This window comes from Flavobacterium sp. PLA-DH12 (genome assembly GCF_059511845.1).
Map to the genome: position 1 here is coordinate 374,378 of NZ_JCAMPD010000005.1, position 16,972 is coordinate 391,349.

At 33.0% G+C, this 16,972-nt stretch carries 18 protein-coding genes; 14 read left to right on the forward strand and 4 right to left on the reverse strand.

Annotated elements, in window-relative coordinates; all coding sequences use genetic code 11:
- Window positions 1–109 precede the first annotated feature (109 nt).
- From AC5ZCW_RS12640 to AC5ZCW_RS12670, 7 genes are all read left to right on the forward strand, one after another.
- Entirely contained in the window at window positions 110–1,393 is a 1,284-nt protein-coding gene (locus AC5ZCW_RS12640; protein ID WP_496120157.1) for a PQQ-dependent sugar dehydrogenase, read from the forward strand.
- 215 nt (window positions 1,394–1,608) lie between these two features.
- The gene (locus AC5ZCW_RS12645) at window positions 1,609–3,699 is read left to right on the forward strand and encodes a TonB-dependent receptor (RefSeq protein ID WP_496120159.1); all 2,091 of its coding nucleotides are present in this window, start codon (window positions 1,609–1,611) and stop codon (window positions 3,697–3,699) included.
- A 19-nt stretch (window positions 3,700–3,718) separates the two neighbouring features.
- Entirely contained in the window at window positions 3,719–4,273 is a 555-nt protein-coding gene (locus AC5ZCW_RS12650; protein ID WP_496120161.1) for a HEAT-like fold family protein, read from the forward strand.
- Between the two features lie 271 nt (window positions 4,274–4,544).
- A complete protein-coding gene (locus AC5ZCW_RS12655; RefSeq protein WP_496120163.1) occupies window positions 4,545–5,705 on the forward strand; it encodes a 5-(carboxyamino)imidazole ribonucleotide synthase in 1,161 nt (386 codons plus the stop codon).
- 84 nt (window positions 5,706–5,789) lie between these two features.
- Window positions 5,790–6,272, forward strand: coding sequence for a 5-(carboxyamino)imidazole ribonucleotide mutase (purE, locus tag AC5ZCW_RS12660; RefSeq protein WP_008464237.1), 483 nt, complete (start codon window positions 5,790–5,792; stop codon window positions 6,270–6,272).
- 125 nt (window positions 6,273–6,397) lie between these two features.
- The gene (locus tag AC5ZCW_RS12665) at window positions 6,398–8,425 is read left to right on the forward strand and encodes a M3 family metallopeptidase (RefSeq protein WP_496120165.1); all 2,028 of its coding nucleotides are present in this window, start codon (window positions 6,398–6,400) and stop codon (window positions 8,423–8,425) included.
- 143 nt (window positions 8,426–8,568) lie between these two features.
- Window positions 8,569–9,228, forward strand: coding sequence for a SanA/YdcF family protein (locus AC5ZCW_RS12670; RefSeq protein ID WP_496120167.1), 660 nt, complete (start codon window positions 8,569–8,571; stop codon window positions 9,226–9,228).
- A 33-nt stretch (window positions 9,229–9,261) separates the two neighbouring features.
- On the opposite strand, the gene AC5ZCW_RS12675 is transcribed toward AC5ZCW_RS12670, so the two are convergent.
- From AC5ZCW_RS12675 to AC5ZCW_RS12685, 3 genes are all read right to left on the reverse strand, one after another.
- Window positions 9,262–9,612 carry a type II toxin-antitoxin system HicB family antitoxin gene (locus tag AC5ZCW_RS12675; RefSeq protein WP_496120169.1) on the reverse strand — a complete coding sequence of 117 codons (351 nt, stop codon included), beginning with the start codon at window positions 9,610–9,612 and terminating at the stop codon, window positions 9,262–9,264.
- Between the two features lies 1 nt (window position 9,613).
- On the reverse strand, window positions 9,614–9,856 hold the full coding sequence (locus AC5ZCW_RS12680) for a type II toxin-antitoxin system HicA family toxin (RefSeq protein ID WP_343544781.1): 243 nt from the start codon (window positions 9,854–9,856) through the stop codon (window positions 9,614–9,616).
- Window positions 9,857–10,093: 237 nt separating this feature from the next.
- On the reverse strand, window positions 10,094–11,356 hold the full coding sequence (locus tag AC5ZCW_RS12685; protein ID WP_343544780.1) for a cation:proton antiporter: 1,263 nt from the start codon (window positions 11,354–11,356) through the stop codon (window positions 10,094–10,096).
- Between the two features lie 138 nt (window positions 11,357–11,494).
- Between AC5ZCW_RS12685 and AC5ZCW_RS12690 the strand changes: the two genes are divergently transcribed.
- From AC5ZCW_RS12690 to AC5ZCW_RS12720, 7 genes are all read left to right on the forward strand, one after another.
- Window positions 11,495–11,998 carry a GbsR/MarR family transcriptional regulator gene (locus AC5ZCW_RS12690; protein WP_177211992.1) on the forward strand — a complete coding sequence of 168 codons (504 nt, stop codon included), beginning with the start codon at window positions 11,495–11,497 and terminating at the stop codon, window positions 11,996–11,998.
- Between the two features lie 60 nt (window positions 11,999–12,058).
- Window positions 12,059–12,796 (forward strand): YqjF family protein, encoded by a 738-nt coding sequence (locus AC5ZCW_RS12695; RefSeq protein ID WP_496120172.1) that lies wholly within the window; start codon window positions 12,059–12,061, stop codon window positions 12,794–12,796.
- A gap of 19 nt (window positions 12,797–12,815) precedes the next feature.
- Entirely contained in the window at window positions 12,816–13,169 is a 354-nt protein-coding gene (locus tag AC5ZCW_RS12700; protein WP_343544778.1) for a hypothetical protein, read from the forward strand.
- 12 nt (window positions 13,170–13,181) lie between these two features.
- Window positions 13,182–13,568, forward strand: coding sequence for a hypothetical protein (locus AC5ZCW_RS12705; protein ID WP_066033505.1), 387 nt, complete (start codon window positions 13,182–13,184; stop codon window positions 13,566–13,568).
- Window positions 13,569–13,679: 111 nt separating this feature from the next.
- Entirely contained in the window at window positions 13,680–14,585 is a 906-nt protein-coding gene (locus tag AC5ZCW_RS12710) for a TIGR01777 family oxidoreductase (RefSeq protein WP_343544777.1), read from the forward strand.
- A gap of 171 nt (window positions 14,586–14,756) precedes the next feature.
- The gene (locus AC5ZCW_RS12715) at window positions 14,757–15,212 is read left to right on the forward strand and encodes an SRPBCC family protein (protein WP_496120175.1); all 456 of its coding nucleotides are present in this window, start codon (window positions 14,757–14,759) and stop codon (window positions 15,210–15,212) included.
- A gap of 66 nt (window positions 15,213–15,278) precedes the next feature.
- Window positions 15,279–15,674, forward strand: a complete 396-nt coding sequence (locus AC5ZCW_RS12720) for a DUF1090 family protein (protein WP_496120177.1) — start codon at window positions 15,279–15,281, stop codon at window positions 15,672–15,674.
- A 443-nt stretch (window positions 15,675–16,117) separates the two neighbouring features.
- Here AC5ZCW_RS12720 and AC5ZCW_RS12725 read toward each other — a convergent pair whose 3' ends face one another.
- A complete protein-coding gene (locus AC5ZCW_RS12725) occupies window positions 16,118–16,930 on the reverse strand; it encodes a UbiA prenyltransferase family protein (RefSeq protein WP_496120179.1) in 813 nt (270 codons plus the stop codon).
- Window positions 16,931–16,972: the final 42 nt, after the last annotated feature.

Here is a 16,972-nt window from a genome sequence, read left to right on the forward strand (position 1 = left end):
ATATTTTTTGTGAATGTTAAATATCAGTTAATGTTTACAAATCATTTTTTGACACTATAGGAATTTTAAGTAAATTGTTGTGATATAATTATTTAACTCCAAAAAACCAATGAAAAAATCCTTAACCCTGTTTTCTATACCCCTATTAGCCTTAATGACTGCCTGTAACGGACAAGTTAAAAAAGAAGAAAAAGAAACTCTTGCCAAACAGCCAGCAAATGTTGTAAAAACTGCCATTGGAGATATTACGCTTCCTCCACCCTACGCAACCGAATCTAAAACCAAAAATAGCAAAGTAATTGGCTGGGCAGAAGGCAAAACACCAAAAGCACCAGAAGGTTTCATCGTTACAAAATTTGCCGACGGTTTTCAGAATCCGCGTTGGAGTTATATAGGTCCAAACAATGATATTTTTGTTGTTGAAAGTGGCACCAGAACAAGCAAAAACCAAATTATAGTTTTGCGTGACAATGATAAAGACGGAAAATATGAAACTCGCGAAGTTTTTATTTCTGGTTTAAACAGGCCTTTAGGAATGTTAATCCTAAAAGACTTTTTTTATATTGCCAATACTGACGGACTTTACCGTTATCCTTATAAAAATGCACCATTAAAATTAGAAACTCAAGGAACTAAAATCGTTGAACTCCCAGCTGGCGGATACAACAATCACTGGACAAGAAGTTTGCTTGCTAATCCCGAAGGAACAAAAATTTACATTGGTGTTGGTTCTGGAAGCAATGTTGGAGAAAACGGAATGGATAAAGAAGTTCGTCGTGCAGCAATTTTAGAAATTAACCCTGATGGAACCGGCGAAAAAATCTACGCTGACGGACTTAGAAATCCAATGGGAATGGATTGGAATCCAGCCAACAAAAAAGAACTTTGGACAGCGGTAAATGAAAGAGATGAACTTGGAGATGATTTAGTTCCAGATTATATTACGAGTGTAAAAAGAGGCGGTTTTTATGGATGGCCTTACTCCTATTTTGGAAGTATTCCTGATCCAAGATGGGAAGGGAAAGGTGAACGAAAAGATTTGATAAAAAAAGCTATTGTTCCCGATGTTCCTGTTGGCGCTCATACTGCTTCTTTAGGATTGGCATTTTACACAAAAGATGCTTTTCCTGCAAAATACAGAAATGGCGCTTTTGTAGGCCAACATGGCTCTTGGAATCGATCTATAATTTCAGGCTATAAAGTGTTATTTGTTCCTTTTAAAGATGGAAAACCTTCAGAAAAACCAGAAGATTTTTTAACTGGTTTTATATCTGATGAAAATAAAGCTGAAGTCTACGGACGCCCAGTTGCTGTAACGGTTATGAATGACGGATCTCTTTTGGTAAATGATGATAGCGGAAATACGATTTGGAAGGTTACAGCAAAGAAATAAATTCCAATTCCGTAAATTATCGGAACAAATTATAAAAAGAAAATTTTAAACACATAGAGACATAGATTTTTGTTTAAAAGATGTTATTAAGAAAACTCGTTTTCACACATGGTTTTTCTATGTGGCTTTTGACAAGTAAAACGCCTTTTTTGCCTCAATCAATGCTATGTTTCTATGTGTTAAAAATAAAAACGCACTTTTAACTCCGCTCATTTATGCCTTTTCAAAAATGTTTTCTTCTTCTTTTGATTCTTTTTATTTCTAAAAATATTTCAGCACAAGAAAATATTGATTCTACCAAAACTCAAAAACTAAACGAAGTTTTAATAAGTCCGCTTCATATTAATCGAGATTTGCAGAACAGCCCCGCTTCAATTGGTATTTTATCTGAAAAAGAATTACTTCGAAATAATACAACTGATATCAGCAATGTCATCAATACGATTCCGGGTGTTTTTATGCAATCGTCAAACATTACGACAACCCGAATTTCGATTCGCGGAATTGGCGCGAGAACTCCATACGGAACCAATAAAATTAGGGCTTTTTACGGAACTATTCCGTTGACGTCTGGAAACAGTGAAACCGTAATTGATGATATTGATCTTCAAAATATCAATCAAATTGAAGTTATAAAAGGTCCGCTTTCGAGTATTTATGGCGCAGGTTTGGGCGGAGCGATTTTAATTTCACCTCAAACATTAAAAAAAGGAAATTATCAGGCTGAAATAAGTTCTGTTTTTGGTTCTTATGGATTATTGAAAAACAGAATCAGTTTTGATTTGAATGAAAAAAGTTCTTCTTTAAATCTTAGTTATCATAATTTAAAGACTGACGGCTGGCGTCAAAACAGCGCTTACAATCGTGAAGGAATTACGCTTGGCGGAGAATTATTCAGAAAGAAAAACAGCAAATTGACGTATTTCTCCAATTATACTTATTTGAAAGCTTATATTCCGAGTTCGATCAGTAAAACGGTTTTTGAAAATAATCCACAGGCTGGTGCGCCAACTTGGGTGGCTTCAAAAGGATTTAAGGAATACAAATCGACTTTAGGCGGATTGGCTTATGATTTCAAAATAAACGATCACCTCAACAATTCAACTTCAGTTTTCATCAATTACAAAGACAGCAATGAACCGCGTCCTTTTGATATTTTACATCAATATACTTTTGCTTCGGGCATACGAACACAATTTTCGGGAGATTTTAATATCGGAAAAATCAACAATAAATTTATTAGCGGAATTGAATATTTTGCAGACAATTACAGCGGAAATACTTTTCAAAATCTCTATCAGCAAAATAATGGAAACGGAAGTTTACAAGGTAATCAACTTACAGCAACCAATCAGAAAAGGCGTTTTTACAACATTTTTTCTCAAATCAGAACTTTACTTTCGGAACATTTTGAAATTCAGGCCGGTTTAAATTACAACAAAACTAAATTTGAACTTCAAAATGATTTTCCCGCTTCCGCGAATAATCCAACGGAACATTATAGTTATGACGGCATTTTTTCGCCACAACTTTCTTTTTTATTTAAGCCAAATGAAATCCGAACCTTTTACTTTTCGGTAAGCCGAGGATTTTCTCTCCCCGCAACCGAAGAAACTTTAACCAGCACGGGAAATATCAATTCAGACATTAAACCCGAAACAGGTTATAATTTTGAATTGAGCGGAAAACTACATTTCCTCAACAAAAAATTGTACACCCAGATTGCGGTTTACCGAATGGAAATTAAAGATTTACTAGTCGCTAAAAGAATCGGAGATGATCAATATGAAGGTATAAATGCTGGAAAAACGTTTCACGAAGGAATCGAAATCTCATTAAACCATAATTGGCCGATCAATCGGATTTTCAATTTAAATTCTTATGTCGGAGTTTCAATCGGGAATTATGAATTTAAAGAATTTGTTGACAGCGGAAATGATTATTCAGGAAACAAATTAACTGGAGTTCCAGCCAATACAGCAAGTGCAGGTTTTGTCTTAAATATTAATTCTGGCTTTTACTTCTCAGCCGATTTTCAGTTCACCGATAAAATTCCGATGAACGATTCGAATGCAGATTTTTCAGATTCTTATTCACTTTTGAATTTAAAAACAGGTTATCAGCTAGAAATTCTCTCAGGTTTAAAAGCACATTTTGACGCAGGAATAAATAATGTAACAAATGAAAAATATGCCTCAATGATTTTGACCAACGCGACTGCAGTAGGAAATGCACAACCAAGATTTTATTATCCGGGCTTACCAATAAATTACTACGGAATTATCGCATTAAATTACGTATTTTAGCCTAGTATTTAATTATCAAATGATGATTTCCGAACTGCAGAAAAAACTGGATTATGTCAATGCTTATAGAGAAAACCGTCTAAAAGCAGCGCAGGATGTTTTAGAAAATCCTTCCCTTTTTAGTGAATTAGTTTCAATTTGCTTTTCACCCGAAGACAAAAACAATCATAAAGCCTGCTGGATTTTAGAATTTGTTTCGTACGAAGAATTGCTTTGGCTACAACCACATCTTGATTTTTTCTGTTCGAATTTGAAAATTTTAAAAGACGAAAGTTCCATGCGTCCAATCGCAAAAGTGACGCAGCTTTTAGTAAAATCTCATTACAAAAAAAACGAAAATAGTATTTCTCTTTCCGAAAACAACTTACAAGATATTATTGAAGCTTCTTTTGATTGGTTGATAAACGATGTCAAAGTGGCAACAAAAGCGTATTCTATAAGAACTTTGTATGTTTTAGGAAATCATTACGACTGGATTCACCCCGAACTCAAAGTGATTATTGATAAAGATTTCGGAGATCATTCAGCAGCCTACAAAGCCGTCGCCAAAGAAGTGTTGAAAAAAATAAAATAGTTTTCGGTTAGCCACAGATTAAAAGGATTAAAAAGAATTTTCTATTTTGTCATTTTACCACTAATTACACAAATTCACACTAATTTTTTAAGCTGAACTTAAAAAAATAATTCGCGAAAATTTGTGCTATTCGTGGCAACCAAAAAAACACATAGAGAAGAATCTTTTTAATCCTTTTAATCTGTGGCAAAACTTTATCAATTTGTGACAGAAAAACTAAATTTTGGCTAAAAAAAGATTAAAAGGTATCTTTGCAAAAACACAACACAAAATGAATTATTTTTCTTCTGATTTTAAATTAGGAATATTAGGTGGCGGACAATTAGGCAAAATGCTTTTGTTTGATACCCGAAAATTTGACATACAAACTTACGTTCTTGATCCAAGCGACGAAGCACCGAGTAAAATTGCCTGCAACAAATTTTTTCAAGGCGATTTAATGGATTATGAAACGGTTTACAATTTTGGGAAACAAGTCGATGTTTTGACTTTCGAAATCGAATTGGTAAACCTTGAAGCTTTAACGCAATTAGAAAACGAAGGGCTAAAAATATATCCATCTCCAAAAACCTTAAAAGGAATTCAGAATAAAGGCGTTCAAAAAGAATTTTACGCTAAAAACAATATCCCAACTGCACCATTCAAAAGATTTGAAAATTTAGAAAATCTAAAATCTGCACTCGTTAATCAACAATCAACAATCAAATTGCCTTTTGTATGGAAATGTACCGAATTTGGTTATGATGGAAATGGTGTAAAAATAGTTCGCCAAGCATCGGATTTAGATACATTACCAAATGTTGAATGTATTGCAGAAACTATGGTTCCGTTCAAAAACGAATTGGCGGTAATTGTGGTAAGAAATCCATCGGGAGAAATGAAAACCTATCCGGTTGTGGAAATGGAATTTCATCCAGAAGCAAACCAAGTTGAATATGTAATTTGTCCAGCAAGAATTGACAAAAAAGTAGCTGAAAAAGCTAGAGCGATTGCTTTACAAGTTTCAGAGAACTTCAACCACGTTGGTCTTTTGGCTGTTGAAATGTTCCAGACTCAAGACGACGAGATTTTAGTAAACGAAGTTGCGCCTCGCCCACACAATTCAGGACATTATTCTATTGAAGCGAGTTATACTTCACAATTCGAAAATCACTTACGTGCGATTTTAGATCTTCCATTAGGAAATACCGACAGTAAAGTTGCCGGAATTATGGTAAATTTAGTGGGTGCCGAAGGTCATTCTGGAAATGTAGTCTATGAAAACATCGAAACTATTTTAGGATGGGATGGCGTTACGCCACATATCTACGGTAAAAAACAAACTCGTCCGTTCAGAAAAATGGGTCACGTTACAATCGTAAATGAAGATATGGCAGAAGCCAGAAGAATTGCGCAGGAAGTTAAGAACACGATTAGAGTGATTTCACAATAATTAAAAAATTTAAAGATTGAAAAATTTAAAGATTCATGCGATAATTTTTAAATCTTTCAATCATTTAATCTTTAAATAAAAAACATGAGCAAAGTAGCTATTATAATGGGAAGCATCTCAGACATGCCAGTTATGCAAGATGCAATCGACATATTAAAACAATTTAATGTAGAAGTTGAAGTAGATATTGTTTCAGCACACAGAACACCGGAGAAATTATTCGATTTCAGCAAAAATGCACACAATCGTGGAATCTCTGTAATTATTGCCGGTGCGGGTGGTGCAGCACATTTACCAGGAATGGTGGCTTCAATGTCGCCGCTTCCAGTAATTGGAGTTCCTGTAAAATCAAGCAATTCAATTGATGGCTGGGATTCAGTATTATCGATTCTGCAAATGCCAGGGGGCGTTCCAGTTGCGACTGTTGCTTTAAACGGAGCAAAAAATGCTGGAATCTTAGCGGCGCAAATCATCGGAAGTCACGACAAAAAAGTTTTAGATACTATTATTTCTTATAAAGAAGAATTGAAAGCGGCGGTTAATAAAGCGGCTGAAAGTCTTAAATAGTTCGCAAGTCGCAGTCTCAGTTTTCAGTCACAGTGAAAACTGAGACTGCGACTGAAAACTCAAAAAAATTAACTCTTTAGTCTCAGTTGCACTGAAAACTGAGACTGAGACTGAAAACTACAAATATGAGCGTATTAACACAATATTTCAATACCAAACATAACACAGCACCTTTTTCGCAAATTAAAACCGAAGATTACGTTCCTGCTTTTACAGAAGGAATTGCTTTGGCTAAAGCCGAAATTGATGCAATTGTAAATAATCCGGAAGCGCCTACTTTTGAAAACACCATTGTGGCGATGGATTATTCAGGTGATATTTTAGATCGTCTTTCTAGCATTTTCTTCAATTTGAATTCGGCTGAAACGAATGACGAAATGCAGAAAATTGCACAGGAAGTTTCGCCTTTACTTTCAGAATTTGGAAATGACATTCGCTTAAATGCTGAATTATTTGCAAAAGTAAAAGCGGTTTATGACCAGAAAGAAAGTTTAAATCTGAATCCGGAACAAACTACTTTATTAGATAAAAAATACAAAAGCTTTTCGAGAAACGGAGCCAATTTGCCAGAAGACAAGAAAAATCAGTTAAGAGAAATCGACAAAGAATTATCGAAATTGAGTTTACAATTTGGCGAAAATGTTTTGGCTGAAACCAACAACTTCGAATTGCATTTAACTGATGAAAAAGATTTAGCCGGTTTACCAGAAGGCACAATTGAAGCGGCAAGATTATTGGCAAAAAATCAGGAAAAAGAAGGCTGGATTTTTACTTTAGATTATCCAAGTTATATTCCATTTTTAACTTATGCTGACAATCGCGAATTGCGTAAAAAAATGGCAATTGCTTTTGGCGCAAAAGGTTTTCAGAAAAACGAATTCAACAATGAAGAAAACGTTCTGAAAATTGCTAAACTTCGTCATGAAAGAGCCAATTTATTAGGCTACAAAACGCACGCACATTTTGTTCTGGAAGAAAGAATGGCCGAAAGTCCGGAGAAAGTTTTCTCTTTCTTGAATGATTTATTGGCAAAAGCAAAACCAGCCGCGCAAAAAGAGTTTGCTGAATTAACTGCTTTCGCGAAAGAACTAGACGGAATTGAGCAATTAGAAAAATGGGACGGCGCGTATTATTCTGAAAAATTAAAACAACAACTTTTTAATTTAGATGATGAAAAATTGAAACCTTATTTTCAATTAGAAAAAGTTTTAGACGGTGCATTCACAGTTGCCAAAAAATTATACGGTTTAACTTTTACAGAGGTTTTTGACATAGATAAATACCACGAAGAAGTAACCACATATGAAGTTCGAGATGCTGATAATAATCTAGTTTCGATTTTCTACGCTGATTTCTTCCCAAGAAAAGGAAAAAGAAACGGTGCATGGATGACTTCATTCAAATCACAATATGTAAAAGACGGCGTAAACGAAAGACCACACATTTCAAACGTTTGTAATTTTACAAAACCAACCGAAACAAAACCTTCATTATTGACTTTTAATGAAGTAACAACTTTATTCCACGAATTCGGGCACGGTTTGCACGGAATGTTGGCTGACACAGTTTACCCAAGTTTATCTGGAACTTCAGTTTATTGGGATTTTGTAGAATTACCAAGTCAGATTATGGAAAACTGGTGTTACGAACCAGAAGCTTTGGCTTTGTTTGCGAATCATTATGAAACGGGAGAAATTATTCCGATTGAGTATGTTCAGAAAATTAAAGAAAGTGCTAGTTTCCAAGAAGGTTTAGCAACATTGCGTCAGTTAAGTTTTGGATTATTAGACATGGCTTGGCACGGACAAGATCCAACAAATATCACAAATCTTAAAGATTTTGAAACCGAACAATTTGCTAATACACAACTATATCCTGATGTAAAAGAAAATGCAATGAGTACAGCATTTTCTCATATTTTTCAAGGTGGATATTCTTCTGGATATTACAGCTACAAATGGGCTGAAGTTTTAGATGCAGATGCTTTTGAATATTTCCATGAAAATGGAATCTTTAACGAAGATATTGCTAAGAAATTTAAAGATAACGTTCTTTCAAAAGGAGGAACAGAACACCCAATGATTTTATACAAACGCTTTAGAGGTCAAGAACCGAAACCAGAGGCTTTATTGAAAAGAGCTGGATTGTTATAAAGCTTCTAAGATACTAAGCTCCTAAGTTGCTAAGCTTCTTACAGAATTAAATTTTAAAACCGAAGTAGAAATACTTCGGTTTTTTATTTGATTTTACTTTAACTACCTTCGTATTTTTAAATCTTATCTTACAAATACAAGCCATGAAAAAATATTTTAAAATAGTGCTTTATCTTTCAATTATCGGATTGATTGCCATTGTTTCGGTAAACTATTATGTTAAATCTTCGACTAAAAAGAACATTTATTATTCCATAAAAAAATTTCCTAAAAATGATGTCGGAATTATTTTTGGCGCAGGAATTAATGGAAATCAGCCAAGCAAATATTTAAAAGATCGTTTAGATGCAGGAATTATGCTTTGGAAAGCAAAACGCATCAATAAAATTCTGCTTTCTGGAGATAATGGCCGTGACGAATACGATGAATTGACAGTAATGAAAAATTATTGTTACAATCATGGCGTTGACACCACAAAAATTTTTATTGATTACGCAGGATTTGATACGTATTCAACAATGTATCGTGCCAAACATATTTTTAAGATTAAAAAAGCAACTTTAATTTCACAAGAATATCATTTAAATCGCGCCATTTATATTGGACAAAAACTAGGCATTAAATCTTCTGGATATTCTGCCAATAAAGGAGAATATCTTGGATATAATTATGTTCGTTTTAGAGAATATCTTTCGACTTTCAAATCCTTTTTTGATGTTTTGCGAAATCGTGAACCTCATTTTCTAGGCGGAGAAATTAATATTAATGGAGAATCTAATTATTCTAAAGAAGATAAGCGATAAAGAAAACCCGAAACAGAAATGTTTCGGGTTTTCTTAATTTAAAATTTCTTCATGTTTGACAACGTAAGACAATGCTTCTTTTACAATTTCATTTAAGTTTAATCCTTTTCTGGAGGCTAAAAGTGCTATTTTTTGATGTAACTCTTGAGACACCCTCACATTAAAAGAACCTTTATAAGTTTTATCCGGGGCTTTATTCAATAATTTGCATGTCTCCAAATAATCATCAATTGCTTCTTTAAAAGCTTCTTCCAATTCTATAACCGAAGAACCTTCAAAAGTTATTAAATCGTTTATACCTTGAATTTTTCCAAAGAACATTTTATCATCTGCAGAAAATTCTAATGTACCAATATACCCATTATATTCTAAGTAGTTTTTCATCTTACAATTCTAAATATTCAATAATTATATCAAGTTGATATCCTTTCAAGACTTTTTGCGGATGTGGTTCGTGCAAGCTAATAATCTGTTTATTTTCATTCACAAATTTTCTTCTTGAACCACCAGTTTTTCCTTGTGAGATTTGTTTATAACCAAAGTGATTTAAAACTTTCAGCATTTCATCCCAAGAAAAATCTTTTGGTTTTGATTTTAATCTTTCAATAAGTTTTTCAACCTTACTCATACAAATTTATCATTATATCTTTAATTTGCAACTATAATTTAGTCGCAAATCGAATCATGCTACAAAAATAAGAAATGCCTTTCAAAACCGAAATATCCTAAAGTTAAAATATCTAACGAAAACAATTCATAAAAAAAGACTTGCAAGAATATTTGCAAGTCTTTTTTTTAAATAGTTTAAAAATAAAATCTTTATTCTAGCATCTATTTTCTTTACTCTTTATTCTATATTTTTTCTCTACTCTTTCTCCAAAACTCGTTTTGCAAGCTTTCCAACTGTCAAACCTTGCACTACAATTGAAAATAATACTACGATATAAGTTACTTCAAGTAAAAGGTTTTTGTATTCTCCTTCGGGCATAGAAAGTACTAATGCAATAGAAACTCCTCCGCGAATTCCGCCCCAAACCAAAACCATAAGAGAACCTTTGTTATATGCAGACCTTATTCCGAAAAACTTAAAGATATCAAAGAACTTCCAAGGTAAAACGATAGCCGTTAATCTTGAAAAAAGAACGATAAAAATAGCTACAAAACCTGTTAATAATTGTTTGTTTAAATCTGGCAGCAACAACAATTCAAAACCAATAAACAGGAATAAAACCGCATTTAAGATTTCGTCGATAAGCTCCCAAAACTTCCCAAGATAATCTTTAGTGACTTCGCTCATAGCAACTTTTTTACCGTAATTTCCAATAATCAATCCTGCAACTACCATCGCCAGCGGACTAGAAACGTGTAATGCTTGGGCAACTAAAAATCCGCCCGTTACTATAGAGAGAGTAATTAAAACCGAAACTTTATAGTCATCAACTTTTTTCATGACTCTTGAAGCTGTGAATCCAAAAACCGCTCCTAATAAAAGTCCGCCGACTCCTTCTTCTATAAACAGCAAAGAGATTGAGCCAAAAGTCGCATCAAATGTTGGATCGGTTGCCATTTTTAGAACAACAGCAAACATTACTACTGCCACTCCATCATTAAACAATGACTCACCAACAATTTTAGTTTCTATTCTTTTTGGAACTTTCGCTTCTTTTAAAACTCCTAAAACCACAATTGGATCAGTTGGAGAAATTAGAGTTCCAAAAACTAAACAAAATATGTAAGGTATTTTTATCCCTAAAAGTGGCGCGATATAAAAAAGAAGCATCGAAATTATCAAAGCTGATAAGACAACACTTACTGTAGAATAAATCATAATAGGCACTTTTTGTTCTTTCAGATCAGCCATATTTACGTGCAATGCTCCAGCGAATAAAAGAAAATTCAACATGGCTCCCATTAGGATTTCGTTGAAGTCGAATTCTTTTATCAGATCGAAAAAATGCTTGGTAGTTGCGGGAAAATAAGAATCTCCCAAAAGACGAATTCCGACTGAAACCAACATGGCAATAATCATGATTCCGATGGTTCCAGGAAGTTTTAAAAATCTTAAATTCAAATAGGCGAAGAAAGATGCCAATACAATTAGCACCGAAAATGTGTAGTATAATTCCATAAATTGTGATTTTTACAAAAATAACTGTACCATTATTTAATCAAAAATTTCTTGCGTTGAATTAACATAACTTTATTATTCGTTAAATATGTTTCAATTATTTTTGAAAGTTTAAAAACTTTTACATACATTTGTTTCATGGAATTCAAAGAAGCAAAAAATAAGTTCGTTCAAACTTGGGGAGCATTAGGTTCTCAATGGGGCATTAATAAAACAATGGCACAGATCCACGCTTTATTGATGGTTTCAAACGAACCTATTTCTATGGAAGACATTATGGAAGAATTGCAAATTTCTCGCGGAAATGCAAGCATGAATTTAAGAAGTTTAATGGATTGGGGAATTGTCTATAAAGAATTTAAAGCAGGAGAAAGAAAAGAATTTTTCACCGCAGAAAAAGATTTAGACGAATTAGCAGTTAAAATTTCCAGAGAAAGAAGTAAAAGAGAAATTAAACCAACGCTTAAAATCTTAAAAGAAGTTTCGACAATTGAAGCGAAAGATTCAGCAGAAGAAAAACACTTTGTAGATCAAACCACCAAATTATACGATTTTGTTTTGAAAGCAGATAATATGTTAGACAAAATGACTGAATTCAATGATAACTGGTTAGGTAAATTGGTCATGAAAATGATGAAGTAAAAAAATTTAACCTAAACTTTCATTTTTTTCTGAAAGTTTAAAATCTTAAAAACAATTGATATGAACTTCTTAAAAGCAGAATGGAAAAACTTAGCACTTGCCAATTATGAAATTGATGCTGAAATCTTAGAAAAATATCTTCCTGCAGGAACTGATATCGATATTTGGGACAACAAATGTTATGTCAGTCTAGTTGGATTTATGTTTAAAAATACCAGAGTTTTAGGATTGAAAGTTCCGTTTCATATCGATTTTGAAGAAGTGAATCTGAGATTTTATGTAAAACGTTTTGAAAACGGTGAATGGAAACGTGGTGTAGTTTTCATTAAAGAAATTGTTCCTAAAAAAGCCATCACTTTTATCGCCAATACTTTGTATCAAGAACATTATGAAACTCAGAAAATGAGACATGAAATAATAGAAAATCAAAACACGAATACTTTTATATATCAATGGAAGAATGACAAGGAATGGAATACAATTGAAATTGAAACCAAAAAAGACTTAAGCAAAATCGAAATCGATTCTGAAGCTGAATTCATTACAGAGCATTACTTCGGGTATACAAAAATCGATGAAGAAACCACTTTTGAATATGAAGTGACACATCCGAGATGGGAACAATTTGAAGTTGTAAATCATAAAATTGATATTGATTTCGAAAAAAATTATGGAAGTGATTTTGGATTCCTTCAAACTCAAAAACCAACTTCGGTTTTCTTAGCTCAAGGCTCAAAAATTACAGTGAATAACAAAAGAAAATTGCAAATGCTTCCTGCTCTGAAAGAGATGTATTAACCTCATAAATTGGGAAATCATGAATTTTAATATCATTGGGTATTTTGTTTACCTCAGCATAACCATTTTCATTATCCTAAAAGTTGGGAAAATCTGCTACAAAAACGGGAATATTTTTGTTTTAGAACTAATTCCAAATCACGCCGATCTCTGCCAAAAAATTAATCAGGTTTTACTTTTAGCCTATTGCCTTTTAAACATTGGCTATTGTGCAATGACTTTAATTTCCTGGCAAAAAATTATTTCTTCATCTCAATTGGTCGAAATACTCTGTATCAAAACATCTGTTATAATTTTTATTATCTCAATTCTGCATTACCTCAACATTTTGATTATAACCAAATACGTTCAAAAACTAATTCACAACAACTAAAATTCAAATATTATGGAAACTACAAAAATCTTAATCGGTTACGGAATTTATTTACCAGTCGCTTTATTTTTAACTTATTACGTTTCTAAAACCCTTTTCAAAAATGGAAAAATCTTTATGCTCGACATATTTAAAGGCCGTGAAGAAATTGCTGAAGCGACGAACAAACTTTTTGAAACTGGATTCTATCTTTTAAATATTGGTTTTGCATTAATGATTTTGGAACTTCAATTAAATCAAGATAGCTATCAGGAATTAATTGAAAGACTGAGTTATAAAATCGGCGGATTTTCTATTTATCTTGGTATTATGTTGTTCTTTAATTTGTATTTCTTTTTTAGAGGAAAAAGAAAAGCAAAAGAAGCTCAAAGAGAAGAAAGATTGGTTTTTAAAGCTTAAAATAGTTTGCCACGAATTACACAAATTTTCACGAATTAATTTTCAAATTGCTTTTATACATTTTTAAATTCGTGAAAATTCGTGTGATTCGTGGCTAAAAAAAAAACTCAAATGAAAAAACTCATAATCGCGGCCGGAACAGGTTTTTTAGGACAAGTTTTAGTGAATCATTTCAAAGATAAATTTGAAGAAATTGTAATTCTGACTCGAGGAAAATCTCAAACCTTAAACGGAATTAAATATGTAAACTGGAATGCCAGAACTTTTACTGGTTGGGAAAAGGAATTAGAAAATGCAACCGTTTTAATCAATCTCGCAGGAAAATCTGTTGATTGCCGTTATACGAAAGAGAACAAAAAAGAGATTCTTTGGTCACGAATTGACAGTACAAAAGTCTTAAATAAAGCGGTTTTGAATTGTAAAAATCCTCCTAAACATTGGCTGAATTCTTCAACAGCAACTATTTACCGCTTTTCACTTGACAAACAAATGAATGAAATAGACGGCGAAATTGGAAATGATTTTTCTATAAATGTGGCGCTTTCTTGGGAAAAAGCATTCTTTAAAACCGAAACTCCAAAGACTTTAAAAACAGCTTTGCGAACTTCAATTGTTTTAGGTAAAAATGGCGGTGCTTTTGTTCCGTTAAAGACTTTGACAAAAATAGGTTTTGGAGGAAAACAAGGAAGTGGCAATCAGTTTGTAAGCTGGATTCACGAAGAAGATTTTGCGAATGCTGTTGATTTTATAATTGAAAAAGAAATTATTGGCGTTATCAATATCGTTTCTCCTACTCCAATTAGAAATGTTGATTTCATGGAAAAACTTCGAAAAGCTGTTGGTTTTCCTTTTGGAATTCCGTTGAACAAATTCTTTCTTGAAATTGGATCTTTCTTTATTCGAACAGAAACTGAATTGGTTTTAAAAAGCAGAAATGTGATTCCGAAACGACTTTTAGAAAATGGGTTTCTATTTAAGTTTGGGGATATTGATGAGGCTTTTCGAGATTTAATTTAAAACCCAAATTCACATAGTTTTGTCATTTCGACGAAGGAGACACGAGCGATAGCGAATAGGCGAAGCAAATCTTCACAAGTAACTCCGCGCCAATAAGCCAATCTTTGTCGAGCTTCTTGCGAGGATTTCTCCTTCGTCGAAATGACAAAACAACGCACAAACAAGAAAATCATGACAACAATAAACCTCACAACCAAAATAAAAGCATCAAAAAAAATCGTTTTTGATGCATCTCGAAATATCGATGTTCACCAGCAATCTGCTAGTCCTTCAAAAGAAAAAGCGATTGCTGGAATAACATCTGGTTTAATAAATTTTGGAGAAACGGTAACTTGGCGCGGCAAACATTTTGGATTTTACATCATTCACGAAAGCCGAATTACTGCAATGAATTTTTATGATTGTTTTGTAGATGAAATGGAAAAAGGCAAATTCAAAACCTTCAAACATGAACATTTTTTTGAAGAAGAAAATGGCATTACAATCATGAAAGATAAATTGCAATATGAAACTCCGTTTGGGATATTTGGAAAATTGTTTGATGTTTTGTTTTTGAAAAAACATTTGACGAATTTTCTTTTGGAAAGAAATAAAATTTTAAAATTGGTTTCAGAGAAGTACGTTTAGATAATTTATTTAACTTTATAAGTATTATTCTCAAAAAGAATTAATTACAAATCAAAAAATATACTTATGAAAGTGAAAACGATATTAATTATACTTCTTTTTACCATTTCTTTTGTTGGATTTTCTCAAAGTAATTGCGCCGCTTTAAAAGGATGCGAAAGAAAATTATGTGAATTAAACACAAAATTAGCTGCTGCGAAAAAAGCCGGAAATCAAAATCAGATAAAAGGTCTTGAAGAGGCTATTGCGCAAACCAAGAAAAACTGCACTACTAAAACAGTAAATAAAGATCTTGACAAAAAGGTACAAGAGAAACAGCAAAAAGTAAATGAAAGAACAGCCGAGTTGAACAAAGCTATTAAAGACAATGAAAGCAAAGAAAAAATCGACAAAAAAAGGAAAAAACTAAATGAAGCGAAAGCTGATTTGAATAAAGCTTTGGCAGAACAGAAAACGAAATAGTTTTCTCTTGCAGATTTAACAGATTGGGCAGATAAAAAAAGCTAATTTCAATTGCCTACCGCTTTAGCTGGAGGATAAATTATGATAGATTGTCTTGGCTTTAGCCGAACTTTGTCATTTGGCTAAAGCCCAGTTTAAAAACTTCTTTTACCTCCAGCTAAAGCTGGAGGCAATTCAAAACAATTAAATTAAAATTTATTTTTCAAATTCTGATTTTAAACATAGCCCGTGGTTTCAATGGTTAAAATTATTTGCAATATTCTTAATATGTTGTTTCTCTAAATATATTTTAAAAATGAATTTTCCTCGTTTTACGGTTGCGTGAGGGATAGGAGCTGGCTACCGAAGTAGCGCGGATAGCCCGACCCCGATAATGCAGGCGGGCGAATAAGCGCAAAGTAATTTTGCACGCCTGTATTATCGGGGGCACGCCCTAAATATTTTTATAAAAAAAGAATCATCAGCCACCAAAAAATCGGTACACTTTCTACCCAAAAAGAAGTATAATATTTGGACCGATTTGGATTGGCAAATGCAATAAACAACATCAGCATAATAACCATGATAAGATTTATAATTGCATCGTGATAATTGAATGTTGTAATAAAAACTTCTAAAAACCAAAACGGAATCAATAATAGAAATCCTAAAAGTTTGGTTTTCTTAACGCCAATTGTCTGCGGAACGGTTTGAAGATGCGGATCATCATTTGCGAGATCCAGAATCTCAAAAACCAAAATCAACACAAAAACCAATATAAATCGCTGAATACATTTGATAAAGAAATCTGTTGTAAATGGAATTTCGGCATTTATGAGAGGCAAAACCAAAGTTGCACCAACCCAACAAAGCGCTACAATGTAAATTTTTACACCAGCCCAATTCCTGGCATTTTTTCGGTTTGGAAAAAATGGTAATGTATAAAGCGCCGTTATGGCAAAAATTCCAACGGAGACAATTTGCGTAATTCGCTTTAAATGGAAAAAATAATACCCAACCAAAATCAGCGAAATAAAACTCAAAACGGCTATAATTTTTAGCTGCGTTCCTATTTGATTTTTCTTTACGCGAACCAGGGCATCATATTTTACGAAATTATATCCTACAATTGTGCCAAAAAAAACAAAAAGTGCCATCGGCTCATCATATTGAATATGAAATACATGAAACGTAATTCGCACAAGAGCGTAACACGATAAAGCCACATGAATACTGCTATTTAGATAAAAATCTAAGATGCGTTTTGATACTATCATACCTCAAATCTAATATTTTATTAACAAACCAAGTCTTTGATT